General features: G+C 41.6%; 15 protein-coding genes and 1 tRNA gene. 10 read left to right on the forward strand and 6 right to left on the reverse strand.

All coding sequences use genetic code 11. From position 1 onward, the window contains the following. Together B3H30_RS16140 and dcd are read right to left on the reverse strand one after the other, a co-directional pair. Nucleotides 1-1107 carry an MBL fold metallo-hydrolase gene (locus B3H30_RS16140; protein ID WP_286834614.1) on the reverse strand — a complete coding sequence of 369 codons (1107 nt, stop codon included), beginning with the start codon at nucleotides 1105-1107 and terminating at the stop codon, nucleotides 1-3. Further along, a complete protein-coding gene (gene dcd, locus B3H30_RS16145) occupies nucleotides 1107-1643 on the reverse strand; it encodes a dCTP deaminase (RefSeq protein WP_286834615.1) in 537 nt (178 codons plus the stop codon). The genes B3H30_RS16140 and dcd overlap by 1 nt, the downstream gene beginning before the upstream one ends. A gap of 119 nt (nucleotides 1644-1762) precedes the next feature. On the opposite strand from dcd, the gene B3H30_RS16150 reads away from it, so the two are divergent. The 6 genes from B3H30_RS16150 to B3H30_RS24905 all read left to right on the forward strand — a co-directional run bounded on the left by B3H30_RS16150 (nucleotide 1763) and on the right by B3H30_RS24905 (nucleotide 6426). Beyond that, on the forward strand, nucleotides 1763-2404 hold the full coding sequence (locus B3H30_RS16150; RefSeq protein ID WP_286834617.1) for a 4'-phosphopantetheinyl transferase family protein: 642 nt from the start codon (nucleotides 1763-1765) through the stop codon (nucleotides 2402-2404). 110 nt (nucleotides 2405-2514) lie between these two features. Beyond that, nucleotides 2515-2586 (forward strand) — tRNA-Glu (locus B3H30_RS16155). A 308-nt stretch (nucleotides 2587-2894) separates the two neighbouring features. Beyond that, nucleotides 2895-4205 carry a site-specific integrase gene (locus B3H30_RS16160; protein ID WP_286834618.1) on the forward strand — a complete coding sequence of 437 codons (1311 nt, stop codon included), beginning with the start codon at nucleotides 2895-2897 and terminating at the stop codon, nucleotides 4203-4205. Nucleotides 4206-4417: 212 nt separating this feature from the next. Next, on the forward strand, nucleotides 4418-5191 hold the full coding sequence (locus tag B3H30_RS16165) for a hypothetical protein (RefSeq protein ID WP_286834620.1): 774 nt from the start codon (nucleotides 4418-4420) through the stop codon (nucleotides 5189-5191). Nucleotides 5192-5301: 110 nt separating this feature from the next. After that, a complete protein-coding gene (locus B3H30_RS16170) occupies nucleotides 5302-6189 on the forward strand; it encodes a type I restriction enzyme HsdR N-terminal domain-containing protein (protein ID WP_286834622.1) in 888 nt (295 codons plus the stop codon). A gap of 27 nt (nucleotides 6190-6216) precedes the next feature. Further along, nucleotides 6217-6426, forward strand: coding sequence for a DNA-directed RNA polymerase subunit alpha C-terminal domain-containing protein (locus B3H30_RS24905; RefSeq protein ID WP_414713322.1), 210 nt, complete (start codon nucleotides 6217-6219; stop codon nucleotides 6424-6426). Nucleotides 6427-6582: 156 nt separating this feature from the next. On the opposite strand, the gene B3H30_RS16175 is transcribed toward B3H30_RS24905, so the two are convergent. Together B3H30_RS16175 and B3H30_RS16180 are read right to left on the reverse strand one after the other, a co-directional pair. Continuing rightward, nucleotides 6583-6864, reverse strand: a complete 282-nt coding sequence (locus tag B3H30_RS16175) for a hypothetical protein (RefSeq protein ID WP_182982965.1) — start codon at nucleotides 6862-6864, stop codon at nucleotides 6583-6585. Nucleotides 6865-6896: 32 nt separating this feature from the next. Continuing rightward, complete coding sequence (locus B3H30_RS16180; protein ID WP_286834625.1) at nucleotides 6897-7925, reverse strand: hypothetical protein; 1029 nt, start codon at nucleotides 7923-7925, stop codon at nucleotides 6897-6899. 421 nt (nucleotides 7926-8346) lie between these two features. On the opposite strand from B3H30_RS16180, the gene B3H30_RS16185 reads away from it, so the two are divergent. From B3H30_RS16185 to B3H30_RS16200, 4 genes are all read left to right on the forward strand, one after another. Next, nucleotides 8347-9042: a hypothetical protein gene (locus B3H30_RS16185; protein ID WP_286834626.1), complete on the forward strand. Its 696-nt coding sequence runs from the start codon at nucleotides 8347-8349 to the stop codon at nucleotides 9040-9042. Next, nucleotides 9039-10127, forward strand: coding sequence for a hypothetical protein (locus B3H30_RS16190; protein ID WP_286834627.1), 1089 nt, complete (start codon nucleotides 9039-9041; stop codon nucleotides 10125-10127). Before B3H30_RS16185 ends, B3H30_RS16190 begins: the two co-directional genes overlap by 4 nt. 397 nt (nucleotides 10128-10524) lie before the next feature. After that, the gene (locus tag B3H30_RS16195; protein ID WP_286834628.1) at nucleotides 10525-11265 is read left to right on the forward strand and encodes a MauE/DoxX family redox-associated membrane protein; all 741 of its coding nucleotides are present in this window, start codon (nucleotides 10525-10527) and stop codon (nucleotides 11263-11265) included. A gap of 26 nt (nucleotides 11266-11291) precedes the next feature. Continuing rightward, a complete protein-coding gene (locus tag B3H30_RS16200) occupies nucleotides 11292-11648 on the forward strand; it encodes a hypothetical protein (protein ID WP_165309393.1) in 357 nt (118 codons plus the stop codon). A 53-nt stretch (nucleotides 11649-11701) separates the two neighbouring features. Here the strand turns inward: B3H30_RS16200 and B3H30_RS16205 are convergent, their stop codons facing one another. Together B3H30_RS16205 and B3H30_RS16210 are read right to left on the reverse strand one after the other, a co-directional pair. Beyond that, on the reverse strand, nucleotides 11702-13090 hold the full coding sequence (locus B3H30_RS16205) for a RagB/SusD family nutrient uptake outer membrane protein (RefSeq protein ID WP_286834629.1): 1389 nt from the start codon (nucleotides 13088-13090) through the stop codon (nucleotides 11702-11704). A 20-nt stretch (nucleotides 13091-13110) separates the two neighbouring features. Next, nucleotides 13111-16350: a SusC/RagA family TonB-linked outer membrane protein gene (locus B3H30_RS16210; RefSeq protein WP_286834630.1), complete on the reverse strand. Its 3240-nt coding sequence runs from the start codon at nucleotides 16348-16350 to the stop codon at nucleotides 13111-13113. Nucleotides 16351-16453: the final 103 nt, after the last annotated feature.

Consider the following 16453-nt stretch of genomic DNA (forward strand, 5'->3'; position numbering starts at 1 on the left):
TTAGTTAACTTCCCGCCACCAAGGGGCGTATACGGTATCTAATTTATTCAAATGGATCATTTCCCCTATTTTTGGCGTAAGCAGTGTGATCTGTTCTTTGTTCGCCGTCTCGTAAAACTTCTCCATGGGCTCTTTCCAATCGTGCATCGCCAACGCGAATTTAGAAGAATGAACGGGTAAAACAGCTTGGGCTTTCAGATCCTTCGTTTCAGCAGCCCATTCATCAGGTAAAGAATGGATATAATGCCAGGCATCGTTATACTGGCCATTTTCCAAGATCGCTAAATCAAATGGACCAAATTGGTCACCTATTTTTTTGAAGTGCTTACCATACCCACTATCTCCCCCCAAGAAAATGCTGTACTTAGAAGTTTTTAACACAAAAGATGTCCACAAGGTATTATTCCGTGTAAATCTACGTCCCGAAAAGTGCCTTGCGGGTGTGAAGGTTACCTGAAAATCGGGCGCCAGTTTTATCTGGTCATACCAATCACCCTCGATGATCTGATCGGCCTTGTATCCCCAAGATTCAAAATGCGTCCCTACTCCGAGACCACAGATCACCTGACCGACTTTATCCCGCAATTTCACAACGGTCTCATAGTCCAGATGATCGTAATGATCATGCGAGATAAACAAATAGTCAATTTTCGGAAAAACCATCGCCGCATAGTCGACCGACATCTTAAATGCTTTATTGCTCCCTGGGACGGGAGAAGCATTTGCACTGAATACTGGATCCACCACTATTAATTTTCCATCTAACTTCAATAGATAGGAGGAGTGACCAAACCAAATCAGAACATCATCTGCGGGAAGATGTGCTAAATCGCATTCCATAGCGGGCAATACACTGATAGGTTTTAAGTGGGGATTCTTGTTGAAAAGGAAATCCCACAACAAAGAGACCATATTCACATCGCCTTTCAACGATGGCGTTACTTCGAGGTTATGAAAAATACCATTTTTAAAATTGGGGGACTGTTTCATACGTTCAAGCCGAGCTCCCTTGAAACTTCCACCAAACATTGGATGAACAAAATAATAAAGCACGCTACTGAGCACAATCAATAGCGTCGCTAATACAATCCATCCAATCGTTTTCATTAGAAGTTATTCTTCCACATCATCGACTCCACCGGACGGATGGTCTTGCCATTGTATTTTGCGTTACCTTTGGTGTTATAAAATGTCTCGATATCGCCTTCTACAGCAAAATAGATCAATTGTCCAATTGGCATTCCTGCGTAAACCCGAACAGGCTGAGCAACCGAAATTTCCAAGGTCCAGGTATTACAGAAACCGACATCGCCCTTTCCTGCAGTTGCATGAATATCTATCCCTAAGCGACCAGTACTCGATTTGCCCTCTAAAAAAGGAACATGCTTATGTGTTTCGGTATACTCTTGCGTAACACCTAAATAAAGGGTGTTGGGCTCCAAGACGAAACCTTCTTCCGGGATTTCAAAATACTGAATTTCATTGTGCTTCTTGGCATCAAGTACACGGTCTGCATACGTTGCCAAATATTTCCCCAAATGCACATCGTAGGAATTTGTTCCTAAACATTTACGATCAAATGGTTGAATGACAATGCTGCCATTTTCAATCTCTTCGAGAATTCTTTTATCAGATAAAATCATGTGTATCAAAATAGCAAAAGCATCAGGCAATGCTATACAAATTCAAAAATACAGTTCTCCCACTAATTTTACTTCATTTTTCAAAACAAAAATCTGCGATTTGTTTTTTAAATTTGGGTATGAGTCTAGTGTATCTACGTGAAATTGATAGCCAAACCAAATTTGCAATTTGGCGAATTGAGGAATCGGACGACGATTTACTGTCGAAACTTCAATTGGATGAACGTGAAAAAGCGAAATTAGGGTCTTTCAACAAAGGGAAAAGACGGTTACATTGGCTTGCCACCCGTGTGCTGTTGCGCACCTTATTAAACACATCCCATTATATAGAATGTCCATCTGATGCAAATGGCAAGCCTTATCTCGCCAATTTTCCCCAAAAAATATCACTTTCACACTCATTTGATTATGCCGCAGCTATGATCAGTACAAAAGGAGAGGTGGGTATCGATATGGAAATCATCAAAACAAAAGTAGAGCGCATCCAACATAAGTTTTTAAAACCTGCGGAGCTTGCATTCATCGCACAGGATGAGAACCGATATGAGCAGCTTTATGCTTGCTGGTGTGCTAAAGAAGCGATTTATAAACTTCAGGGAAATGCAGGTGTCTCCTTCTTGAATAACATGACCATACAACCATTCGACTATCAGGTGCAGGGCATATTAAAACTCGAACTCCACAGCGATCAACATACACATCTATATGACGTGCATTACGAGAAGTTCAATGAATATATGCTCGCTTATGCTGTAGAATAGTTTCTTTAAAAAAATAATTTTTCTCAATTTCAATGAATTAGCACACAGACAGCACTTTTTTTTTGTGCTTTTTGAAAAAGCTTCTATATTTGCATCATCGAAAACGATATGGCCCGTTCGTCTAGGGGTTAGGACGCAAGATTTTCATTCTTGAAACAGGGGTTCGATTCCCCTACGGGCTACACATCTAAAAGTCAAAACATACAAAAGCTTGCAAATTAAACGTTTGCAGGCTTTTTTGTTTTTCAGTATCTACAAAACTTACATGAATTCCCAAGAAAAAAGTGAGTCATTCAGTGAGTCATTTTCGCTCATTTTTTTACTCACTGGGATGTATTTAACATTCTTATAATCAGGTTGTTTGAAAATTAAACATCTTGATCCGTTTTAGTTGCAAGGCTAATTTTGCATCGCTGAAATCTGTTTTTCAGTGGTGATGCAGAGCTCGCCGCAAAGGCGGCTCGGTTTGTTTCACTTAAATGATGTTGTAATGAGTACAAATTATTCCTTGCTCTTCTACTTGAAGAAACCAAAAAATTATGTTACTGGCCCCAAGCCAATTTACATGCGGATCACTGTCGACGGCTTTCCAAAAGAGACCTCTGTGGGACGGGAATGCGAGCCATCGAAATGGAATTCCAAAGCTAACCGCGCAAAAGGTACAACAGAAGCTGTAAAAACCCTGAACAGTTACCTTGATACACTTGTAACTAAAGTCAGTACGATCCATACTGCTATGGTAGCGGCAGGAGAAGAAATTACAGCGGAGTCCATTAAGCTACGGTTCCAGGGAAAGGATATCAAACGCAAAAATTTCTTAGATGTATTCAGGGAGCACAACAGCCAGATGGAAGCGCTTTTGGGCAATGGGTTTAAGCCCAATACGCTCAAAGGGTATAAAACCTCTTTTTCCCATATTGGTGGATATCTGGAAAAAGAATACAGGTCGCAGGATATCGACACAAGAAAGATTGACCATGCTTTCGTCACAGGATACGAGTTTTTTCTGCGTTCTACAATGGGTTGTTCAGCTGTGTCGGCGGCAAAGTACATGAAACATCTGCGGAAGATCATCAAGATCTGTATCGCACACCGCTGGATAACCGATGATCCATTTTCATTCTACAAAATCAAGGCGAAGGCGAAAGAGAAGGAGTTTCTAACAGATGCTGAACTTCGTAGGATAGAAGAAAAGGAATTCAAAATACTACGCCTTGCGCATGTGCGTGATATTTTTGTCTACTGCTGTTATACGGGCCTGTCTTACGCCGATGTGAAGAAATTAAAATGGATTGATATTGCCGAGGGTGTGGACGGGAAACTCTGGATCTTTACCAGCAGAGAGAAGACTGAAACATCATCAAATATTCCTCTATTGCCAAAGGCACTTGAAATTATTGAAAGATACCGCGATTATCCGCCGTGCGTGGCGAAAGATATGGTATTGCCTGTTCTCAGCAATCAGAAAATGAACAGCTATCTAAAGGAAATTGCCGATTTATGCGAAATTACCAAAGAATTGACTTTCCATAAATCACGCCATACTTTTGCGACCTCCGTTACTCTTGCGAATAGTGTACCTATCGAAACAGTATCCAAGATGCTCGGCCATACCGACATAAAAACCACACAGCATTATGCGAAGTTATTGGATAATAGGGTCGCGGTAGATATGGACAGATTGGAAAGAAAAATCGAGAACAAACCGCTACCAACAGACTATGCTAAAATTGAAAGGATATGTACTCCACAGGCTTTCGCGCCAATCAATGTAGTCCACCGGAAACAAAATATTGCGTAAATTCTTTTGGGAGCGACATATCGTATCGCTCCCAAAATGTCATCGAGCCTGTTGAACAAATGGACATGGTCTAATGGGAGTTGATCGAATAAATTTGGATTTTCATATCTCATCCCCTTTTATGGGTATTGCAAGACACAATTCTGTGTATAAAAATTTTATTAAAAGAATGGGTTATATGGTATATTTGTTATTAAACCATATAGAGGAATATGAATCCATTTTTTGATATTAATACGGAAAATGTAGTAAACGAAGTCGACAGTTTTCAACTTGAAAATTTAGGACAGCGAAGAATATATGCCAGCTTAGGGAAAAGAATCAGAGGGGATTGGGGAGCGAGCGACCAATATGAAAGCAGTCATTTCTATACAGATGTGACCACAGAAGATTATGACAATCAATTTGTCTCCAGGTTATTAAAAACACGCCCGTCATATAAGATTGATAAACTAATAAATCATCATTTACAGTATTATCTTTCATTGCATCCCGATGATAAGGAAGAGTTTCTTAAACATATGCGCTACGAGATATTTCCTTTATTAAAGAAGCGAAGCACTAATTCTGCTTATGTAGAGTTATTTGAAAAATGGATAAACAATCAAAATATGGATTCAGAAAAACATAATCAGGCTCAAACTATCAATAACACCATTAATGTCGGAAATGTTAATGCGCCACTACAATTTCAGCAAGGTTCAGATCATTCTGTTCAGACTCAGCATAATCATCCGGTTTCCAATGATGAGTTAAAGTCTTTTTTTGAAATATTACGAAAGGATATCCAGCAATTTGATGAAGATATCCGTAAAGATTTCGCAATGGAAATGGATTATGCCTTATCCCAATTAAAACAGGGGAGAGATGTAAAATCACAAATATCAAATATTAGCAGGCTGATAAAAGATGTAGGAATTGGTACATTCAGCAATTTACTTGCAGCGCCAATTTTTGAGGTCGTCAAACCATTATTAGGTTTATAGGATGGATCTCCTATCTGCAATTTTAGTAAAATAATACGGCTAGGATAATCCAATGTAGACTTGAAATAAGCTCGAAAATTCCAGTTTTTATTTACATTTCTGTTATAGTTATGAAAGAGCAATTGCATTATAATATCTTGGCCGATTTTGATTTAGGAGAGCTTGATAATCCCGAATTTAAAGAAGATTCTGTTCGGGAAGAAATAATTGTCCCAATTATTAAGGGATTGGGATACTCTGTAAGTCAGCCTAACCGGATTATTAGAAGTAGGCAGTTACTTCATCCATATGTTTCGATCGGTTCACAACGAAAGAAGATTTATATCATCCCAGATTACATATTTGAAGTAAATAATAAGCCCGCTTGGATATTGGATGCTAAAGCTCCAACAGAAAGTATTATAAAATCGCATCACGTTGAGCAAGCGTATTCATATGCAATTCACAATGAGGTTCGTGTAAGTTTTTTTGCACTGTGTAATGGGAAAGAATTTGTCCTGTATAGTGTAGAAAAACTGGAACCAATATTACATTTTCCAATGCAGGCTATCCCACTTTATTGGGAAGCCCTAAAGAAATATTTAGCTCCTGACAACATACTTTCAAACAATCATTTTAAACCCGCAAAGGACTTGGGCTTACACTTGAAGAGGTTGGGATTTGATACTTGTGAAAGTTTGGTTTTCTCAAATGTTCCAATTGTTGAGATTGGACAAATAGATCCAGATATGTTCTCTTTATCAGGTGGAATAAAAGAAAATGCCTCCAATTATCTTGTAACCTTTGACTTTGGACGTGAAATTCTTGAACAGTTAAAAGGTAAAATTCCCAACGAAGTAATTACAAAGCTATTAATCAGGAATAAAGAATATAGGCAATCCGTAAGATTTGGAGATAGAGCCTATCTAGCAACAATCGATTGCAGAGTGGGAAACAAGTTAGAAGAAAATGAGGATGAGATTTTTTTACCTATGATGGTAAATAGGATCATCGACTAAATGGGCGATAACGGGTATATCCATGATATGGTTCTTGAAGGCGACCTCTTGCATTTCCGGAAGGAACTCAGCGAAAAGACCTTAAGTACCCTCCATAAGCACGGAATAATAACTGTTGCGGACTTGACGGCATGTTCGTATGGAGGTCTTGCCACCATGGACGGATTAGGCCAGAAATCCCTTTCAGAGATATCATGCTTTGTTAACGAACTTGGAAAATGGCCCACCGAATTTTGAAAACTTCCCTTAAATGCGTAATTTGATATTGTTTTTCAAACAATCCCCATAAACTAACCCTTAAGCGGCTACCCCAAGAAGGGTGGCCGTTTTACTATTTCGACTCTGCCGTGGCCGTTTAAACCGGGGATAAGGAACATGGTATGGGTAAAGCTTTTATAAGTCCGAATTTTCTTCTCCTTTATCCCTTCTCCATTTTTTCTCGGTATAGGAGTTAAAATTTGATTTTTCCCATTTGGTCAGGTGGTATCCCCTGCAATATGTACAGTAATATGCCCGACGCTGCACAGGCCGTCCCTGCCTGTGCTTGATGCGGCGACCTGTTTCGTCCCTTTTGAAAAAGTAGTTCCATTTAATGTCGAGCATGACAAGGCGTGCCTCTATCCAGGAAGCAAATATCACCTTTCCGGTTTCCCTACATTTTTTATTGGTTGCCATAGAAATAGCTTTTCTGGTTTACCTATTCTATTTTATAACTCCTTTTCTATTGGGACCTGCAACATGACCCATTCTCTGATATGTTTTGCAATCTTATCGGATACCTCAAAATCATACCGCCCCTCAAACGGTATTTTGAGCACAATACGCAACCTACCCCGTTTCAGCCCGTGACAAGCCTGGATCATATCCAATGGTATGGCCTTATCACGGTCTATCTTCTGTACAAAGCCCTTCGTAATATTTACAACTTCCTTTAGGCTGCGCTGCTCGCCACAGGTCAGATTTTCGTTCATCGCAGTTTTTAAATAAAGGCTGACCATACCATTTTTATAAGTAAAAATCCCTATATCCTTATAGCGTATCTTCTGGGACAAAATTTTATTATTGAGCAGGAATACCTCCTGCTCCAGATCTAAGGATCTGCACAGGGCTAAGTCTATGTCATCCAGAGAATCCACATCTCTATCGTCTCCAGCTGTTTCCAGAATCTCTTTCAGCTCTTCTATGCCGGGAGAAAGAAGCTCAATCTGCTCCTGGAGCTCTCTCGTTCTTGATTCCTGTTGAAGGATAGTCTCGTCCTGTTCCAAAATCAGCTTTTTTTGCATTTGACAAATAGTAACGTAGAAATAAACTGTATAGCACATATTCAGGACCAAAATGCCGCTAAATATGACCATTAAAGGAAATAGCAGCCATTCATCCTTAGCCTGTGAATCGGGGCCAATGATCCAGATCAATAAAAGTGTCGGAAGTATGCAGCAAAAAAATAATTGCATACCGGCGCGTTTTTCTGGGTTAATCAGCCAGTTCTGCCTTTTGTCCAATATCACGATAACCAATCTTATATAAAAGAAAATAATCGCTACCATCAATACAAAAAATAGATAGCTATAGGTGACCGGCCAGTCTAAAAGCCATTCCGCCAAGGCGCCGCGATAGCCCAGATACCAACAGAACCCTCCAAAAATGAAAGATGCAATCAACTGCCAGATCCCATCGGGATACTGCACGATCAATTTTCTATTATCCTGATATCTATTCTTGCTAAAACTTTTCATGTACAAACGACATTTTAAAAACGCTATTAAAATTTACATACTTATCAGATTTATATTTCTTTCTATATATCTTTCACCTATTAAGTTTATCCGGCGTTACATAGCTACCTTGCTGGAGAACTTCCGTTAAAAACTCTCCTGTTGAGGAAAATTTTGTTATATAAATTTAGCCAATTATTTATTAAACAATATCCATCTCCCTTAAATCGACGTTCTTATGTCATTCTCCGGATCAAATAATTCCCCTTCCGGATGAAAATTTAATCCTTTGTTGCCAGAAAATCCTCTTTCGTTGTCAGGAAATCAGCCCTCATTGTAAAAAATAGGTCCTCATTGAAATGATGAGGATATTCACTGAAATTTCATGCTATAGTGGGTAAATTTAAAGAGTAAAACTTCACTGATTATTAAACCATAGATTATGAGGACGATAAAGAAAATAGGACTGCCATTTAGCCGAAATTATGTATTTATTGCAATTGCTGTCCTAATTACAATATATGTGCTTTTCTGGGCAAGAACACATGGTGAGCGCGTCTATAGTATCGGGGTAATGATCATACTTATTCCATTCCTGGAAATGCGTGGTCAAGAGCGAGTCATGCAGCTGTTCTTTGTCTTTTTCGTCTGTATCCAGGTCAGTAGTATTGCTTTATTTGACCGTCTAACTTACCAGCTATTGATCAGCTCGCAACCGTTTTGGCTCGCTGTAAAGAGAGGTATACCGATAGCTTTTATTGTCTGCGCGATGGCACATCTGTTTTTCTGGAGAAAAACAAACGTTGTCAAACTTTATGGAATCCAATTTCCTATCATGATAATTGCATGTACCTGGTATATCCGTATGCTGCTGATCATAGCTAATTGCCAGCATATCCCAAATGCAAAAGCTGTACGCATACCTGCCATTGTTATCCAAAAATGCCCCGCTTGCTGTGACATATACGAACTGTGGTTTTCGTTCAGGTATGAAGGCCAGGAAGAAAAGGTTTCCATTAATGTGGGCCCCAAACTACATGAACAGACCAATGAGGGAGATTCACTCATACTTAAAATGCATCCCGGGATATTTGGCTGGCCATGGTACCACAAAGATATCAAAAGGAGGTATAGATGATTGTAAGTTTACAGCAACTGACAATGCTCATAGAAGCCATAGTTCATCTGAAGAACACGGATATCCCAAAGCTTTTTTGTGAAATCACAGAGGCCTGCAATAATAATTTTGCGCTCGCGCTAGAGGCGTACCGAGAGATCATCAAAGTTGATAATGCCTGTCAGGCCATACGGTTATACCATACGCAATTATTGCGGCTACACTCTTTACTGAATAACTTCTGTAAAGAGTGTAAAATTGAAAATGCTACAGCACTATTTGCCCTGGAAGAATTACTTGGGCGAATCGAACATCTCTTTAAAAAAGATATTGATCCCTGTACGCCGCTGCCTGAGCATTATTACCTGAGGATGCATGAATATATATATGCAAATATGCCCTATATCTTGGATAGGTTAGCTCAGAAAAACATACCGAAAGCCTATCTCACCGAGATCCATTCGGCTATGGACAGCCTATTTGAAAATGGCAAGATTCCCTATATTCAATACCGACATCAGGATTACCTACTCAAAATGATCGAATCACTGCGCCAATTGGCCGACGACAAACGCCAGAGTAAAAACTGGCATTACCGCTTTTTGATTTTGATGGTCAACTTCAATTTTAACCACATGGGCTTCTTCAACCGCTGGAAAGAACTGTACAATTCAGACCCATCCTTTATGGATGCCCTGTTACGCTTCCCCAAACATTTCTCATGTATCCCGGACTTTGCATATGATAGCAACCGAAGGAGCCTGCTGAAGTTAATGCGAGAGTACATGGAGGATGAAAATATCTCCCCATCTACAACCATGCAGGATCATCCCCAACAGTTTATCCAGAGCAATTTTAATGGCAAAGAGCTCAAACTGTGGATGCATATATCTGTGAAGGCCAATATTATGTGGTCGTCGGAAAAAAAAGAAGTTGCAGAGGTGTTTTCCAGACTTGTCAAAACGAGGGAAGGTACCTTACTTTCTGCCCATAGTCTGACCCGAATGGACAAAAGTTCTGAATTTCATGCAGCCATCCGTATCCGCAAAGTATTGAATACAATGCTTGCCGAGCTTAACGAACAGTTTCCCGAATTAAAACAGTAAAATACAGAAAATTTAAAAAACAGGGGGTATGCCATCGCTACACCTCCTGAATGCATTCATTCTACCGATCAAAAACAGCCCTCACTGTGTCAAAACCTATTGTTTTACCAAGAATTCCCTCTGAACCTTTTCACTGCATAATACATCTTCATTACATCCCAGTCTTTATTTAAATCGAATAGAGGCAGGTACACTCTCCAGATCAACCATTTCGTCACACCTGCGCCGGCCGATTTTCCATACTAACTTTGTTTTACAGCGTACGAGAAAGTAGAAGCTGACGCTGAGGCAGGCCGCTGTATCAAATGGAGGTGCAGATACAGCGCTCTGTTTTGAAACGGCGAAATATAATAAAACAAGGAAAAGAAATAATAAATACGAATAAAAAATTAAAGTTATGAAAGCAAATAAAGCCGGCAACATGATATACAAGATCATTCGGGCAGCAATGGTGCTTTTTTGGGTCTATGTGGGGATGGAAAAACTCTGGCAGCTAGGAGCGTTCAAGATTGCCCTAGAGCAGCAACCAGTGATCAGTTCTTTGGCTCCGATACTCTTTTGGCTGCTTCCGCTCATGGAAATCGGTATTGGCGTATTGCTGGGAATGCCACCGGTCAGGCTGCGCGCCCTGGGATGGAAAGTTTCGATCATACTGCTTATTGCTTTTAGTATCTATATCGGTCTGGGGGTATTGAATGTATATGAAAAGAAACCCTGTATGTGTACCAGCTTTTTGAGCAATATTTCCTGGACAACGCATTTGATCTTTAATCTCGTTATTCTTGGCCTATCGATAAGTGGATGGCGATTGCATCGTACGGAGGACAGATATGGCGAGCGTGCACTGACGGGCAGAGCACATATCGCATTATTTCTGATAGGCTTTATGGCAATGGGAGCCATCAGCTACTGGAATATCCACTATAGAAAGTCAAAGGGTATTTGGTACGCACCGGACAGCATTTACGACTATTGGGAGCCCAATACTTCCAGCAGCAATTTAAAAGGTTTGCTGGTAACCTTATACGATCGGTACACAGGACCGTACCGACAATTATTTACCAAAAGTTTGCAGGCTAGCAGCTTTACTAATCAATTACTGGCCTGCAGTACAGAAAGGAGGGTAGCAAAATGCTAACCAAATTTTTAAACAATTATGGCTACATGATATTAGGAGGAGCCATGATTATCGGATTCTCAGCATTTAAAGGTGCTGAGGCTTATGCAGGAAAAAGTTTAGCTCCTGTGACTGTTTATTTCAACGGAGATCCATTGAATGCATCTCAGGTTGCTGATGAATCACGCTGGACGACTACGCCAAATGGGCATAGTTGTAATCTGACGAACAATAAAGCCTGTTCGCTTTCAGTTGACAATACAGACTTGAGCGGATCGGCTTTAGATCCAGCAAAAATTTCGATGGATGCAACTCCCGGTGCAGCTGGCGCTGGGTCAGGTTATATTCCGCAGCGTACCGGAGGGTCGAGTTCGACACCTTTCAATCCGTTGAACCGAAATTAAACAGTTCCTCAAAACACCAAAGCCTCCCTATATGGGAGGCTTTGGTTGTTCTATCAAAGTGGGTTTTGTTCGATTCCTGTCAAGCGAATAATATCATCCGGCAATGGCAAAGCATACCGGTTTGCATTAGGCTCCAACCGATACTCCTTTCCGGCCAAAAACCGCCTTTGTACAATATTCGCCCCTTCAAGATTCAGGCGTTTGATATCCATCCACCTAAGCCCTCTAAAAATCAGCTCTTTTCGTCTCTCTTTTAATATCAGGTCGAGTACATCCGCTGTGACAGTCAACTGATAAGGCCTAAAAGTTCCGGCTTTATATCGTGTAGCTAATAGCGTATTGAGATCGGCCTGCGCTTCCACTAAATTGCCAGTACGTGCCATGCATTCCGCCCGAATGAGATAGACTTCATCTACTGCAATCCCGCCAAATGGCGATACTGTTTCCCAAGCGCTGGAAGCCACGGCATAATTCCCTTTAAATGCTTGATACCCATTAACACCGGATTTAAAATAAACCTGCTTCCTGAGATCATTCGCTTCAAACGAGTTATACAATACTGTGTCCATCTGAGCAATACGTATCAAGGGAGTACCATTGGAAGTCTGTTCATAATAGCCTACAATTTCCTTATTGTATGGTAAAAACGGATTTGTACCTGTCCGATCGACCTCTGCAGTGTTATTAAAATTCATCAGATCATTTTTTATCTCTAACATTTTATCTGCATAATGATAGGCCGAATCATATTTGGCCATCGAAAGGTAAGCCCGGGCCAGTAAACCATAAGCAGTCGCTTTTGAAGGACGCATCACATGTGCACTCTTCTGTGGCAATAGATCCGAAGCGCCGCGTAGATCATTCAGCAACGCCTCATAGCAGGCCAATACTGAAGAGCGCTCTGACTTTTCGTTCATATCCGAGGAACCCCGCAACACGATCCCTAAATCTGACGCAGCTGTTGTACTGTGGAAAGCCTTAGCATAATTCCATAGTAAGGATAGGTACTGATTGGATTTTGCAAAGAGAGCGGTCCCCTTGATCCGATCATAGTCCGCTGCGTTGGCCGCTGTCCGCTCAATCTTGCCCAAACGCTCCAAAACTAAGTTGGAGATATACACAGGCGCATAGCCTGTCGACCAATCATTGCTAAAGTTATACAGATTGTTCCGCCAGGTATAATTTAACCGGTCCATATCCGTCTGCATATCCAGTACCGACTGCTCCAAAAAATAATCATCTGCTGAGATCTCCCCCATCGATCCAATTCCCCGGTTCATCGTAAGCGTATTATCCAGTAATTTTTGCAGGTCTTCCAGCGTTTTGGGGACCACCAACCCATCGTTGGATTGAATGTCCAGATACTTGCTACAGGAGCTATGCAATAACAGCATGCCAATGATACCCAGTAAGATTGACAGCTCTTTTTTTATCTTTTTCATATTGATTCGGTTGATCAATTCTAATATTCCAGTTGTATACCCAATGAAAACTGTTTTGAAGGACGCAGCCTATAAGCAAATTCAGGGTCAATCTTTTCCTTATTGGCACACCATATCATCCCTAAATTGCTGGCATTAGCAAATAGCCGAAGATTCACTTCCTTGGCCATGACCTTATAAGATTTTTTCCAGCTGAGGTTGATATATTCCAGCCGTAGGTGATCTCCCTTTAATACATTGATGCTCGCCCTGGCGTAAAAAGCATCCGCATCGGTCGATACCGGATAATTCATGGCCGGTACATCCGTTATCTGTTCGTCACCGGGCTTTTGCCAGCGCTGCTCAAAATCAGGATAGGCTATCCCTGACTGAAACAGCGTATAGTAACTGGTTGTGGGCTTATTGAAATAATAACCGCCCTTATAGCTCAAGTTGACCGAAAGATCAAAATCACGAAACGAAAAGGTATTGATCAGGTTACCAAAATGGGTTGGCTTAGCAGGGCCGATATAGGTGATCGTCTCGTTGCCCATTGGGTTCATGGATGCTGATCTAAATATGGCGGTATAATCTGAGCTTGCCCGGCCATCCAACAATCCCTGTGGCATCCCCTGATTGTTGAGCCCCATCCATGTATATGCTGCAAGGGCATTGAGCGGAAGACCGACGACTGGATTTATCCGATTACCATCAGCCAGAAAATACACCAGGCCTTCATTCAGATTACTATAATAGGCCGTCGTTTTATTCTTATTGATCCCCAGCAAAAGATTGCTGCTCCACCGCAATGAGCCGGCTGTATTTATCGAATTCAGTTTAATATCCCAGCCCCAGCCCTGCATTTCAGCCACGTTTTTTACGATTGTTCCCTTGCTGCCCCATGTCGTATAATCGTAGGCAGTCTCTCCATAGAGGTCTTTGCCATATTTTCGGTAATGGTCGATAGAGCCCGATAAGCGGCCTTTTATTATTGAAAAATCAGTGCCAACATTGAGCATGCCCACTTTCTCCCATCGCAGCGAGGGATCGTTCAGATTGGAAATACCCAGCATAGGATATAAGGTATAGCGGTCTGTCCCACTCCCGGCAATCGGTTCGGGCGTCTTGCGGAGATCAACATTACCGCTATAGCCATACGTAACCCTGAGCTTGAGCGCGTCTATCCAGTCCACCTTAAAAAACTCCTCACGGTCCATTTGCCAGGACGTACCCACAGACCAGAGCGGCGACCATCTGTCGTTGGTGGTTGCTCCAAAGATATTGGCGCCATCCCTTCTAAAACTTGCAGACAGGCCGTACTTATCACGGTACAGATCAGTCCAGTTGCTATATAACGAAACAAAGCGATTTGTCGTTTTGGTAAATATGGGCGCACCCACAATGTTTAAATATAGATTGTCAGGCACCGTGGCAAATGCCGTCAGGTAATCTACAGGCACCGAAGTGAGCGGCACCTCATTATAGCCATACGCCGTATTTGAACTTCCCGAAAGCTGATTTTCCCGAATCTCTGCCCCAACTATACCTTGAAGACGATGCAGGCCAAAGGTTTTGTTAAAATCCAGCTGTGTCCTTGCTGTGTACGATCTTCCCTGTTGCTGGTCCAGTGCACGGATAGCGCCCATGGGTACATTATAATTGCGCTGCCCACTTACCGGATCAACAGTCATAAATTGATTGATTTTTAAGCGTGTAAAATAACTGTCTTTTTCATGCAGGTTTTCGCTATCGACACGCTGATCCTGCCATTGAAGACCCGCATTAGCATTCAGAAAGTCAAACAGCCGATAGCGCAAACCAGCCGTCGCAAATAACTCGTTCAGATGATTTGTCTTCCGGTCGTATTTATAGTCCTGCAAAGGATAGTATCCCCAGTCCAGGTAGCCATCTGCATAATGCAGGTCGAGGTAAGTTTTGCTGTACATACTTTCAAAAGGTGTTTCATTTCCTGCTGCATCTCTAAAATAGAGATACGGAACAGATTTGCCCACTGTATTAAAAGCCCGAAAATCCGGTTTCCCAGAACGGTCATGCTGCTGGGTAAAATTGACTGTAAAATCTAATTGCATCTTTTCTATAGGTCTGTAGCTGTTGGAAAAGAGCAGGTTTATTTTTCGTGACCGTGCATCCAGATTTGTCCGGTCTGTCGTATAGCCTACGCCCAATCCATAAGCGTTTGAGTTGCTACCCCCATTGATATGCAAGGAAAGCTGATTGGAAAAAGCGGCACCGTAAAAGCTATCTGCAAAATTGCGACGACCGTCCTGAGCTGCAAGCCAATCAATCGTGCGCGCCGAATCTGCCGCTGTGACGAGTCCCTGTTTTCTACCATTAAGCAAATTGATGACCGGGGTCATCGCGTAATAGGGTAGATAATTAAGGAAAGTATCATAATATCCACCATCAAATAATATACGCTCTACCTCGATAAAATCCCGGGAAGAGGGCTGGTAAAGCTGATTCAGATCAGGCTTCTGTCGGATAATGGATGTGTTGCTGAACGAGATCTTCGCCTGCCGAGCCAAGCCGATACCTCCTTTTTTGGAGGTCATGACAATTACCCCATTGCCCGCCCTTGCTCCCCAGATAGCACTGGCGGCAGCATCTTTTAATATCGAAACAGATTCAATGTTATTTGGGTCTATATTTCCAATTGCACCTTCGTAGATAAAACCATCCAGCACCACCAGCGGGTCAAGGTTACCATTTATTGTACTCAGCCCGCGCACTGAAAAATTCAGTTTCTGAAGATCCGGGTTATTGATCGACTGGTTATCAAAGCGGATACCAGCAGTTACGTTATTCAGGCGCTGGAGCACATTTAACCCCGTCTGCTGCCCCAGTAATTCACTGGAAACAACTTCGACAGCCCCTGTGATATCGCGCGCTTTTACGGTCTGGTACCCCGTACTGACCAGCGCCTCTTGTAGATAGTTAACCTGCCTATCCAAAAATAAAGGTGTTCCACGATCAAAGAAACTTACCGCCACCTTTATTTCGATAAAGCCCACACTGGAGAAAACCAGTGAATCTTTCAAACTCTGCACCCTTATTTTAAATTTTCCATCCGAGGTACTATGGGCCACAGTGCCCTTTCCGATCAGCCTGATCGTCACACCCGCCAGCGCCTGATTGCTTTCACTCGAATAAATCTGCCCCGAGATCAGCAGTTGATCCTGCTGCCCCGGACATATAAAAGGGCAACAGAGTATAAGGACTATTAAATAATATATTTTCATCTCTTTAATTTGTTTATTCATTCGTCAATTTTCCCTTTAAGGCATTATTCATAAGTATTTATTCTCAATGGTATTCGTGAGCTCGTTTCACTCGGTTCATGCTGCCTTCGGCGGTTTTAGTTGC

The sequence above is a fragment of the Sphingobacterium sp. UBA7038 genome (assembly GCF_002494055.1).
Taxonomy (GTDB): Bacteria; Bacteroidota; Bacteroidia; order Sphingobacteriales; family Sphingobacteriaceae; genus Sphingobacterium; species Sphingobacterium multivorum.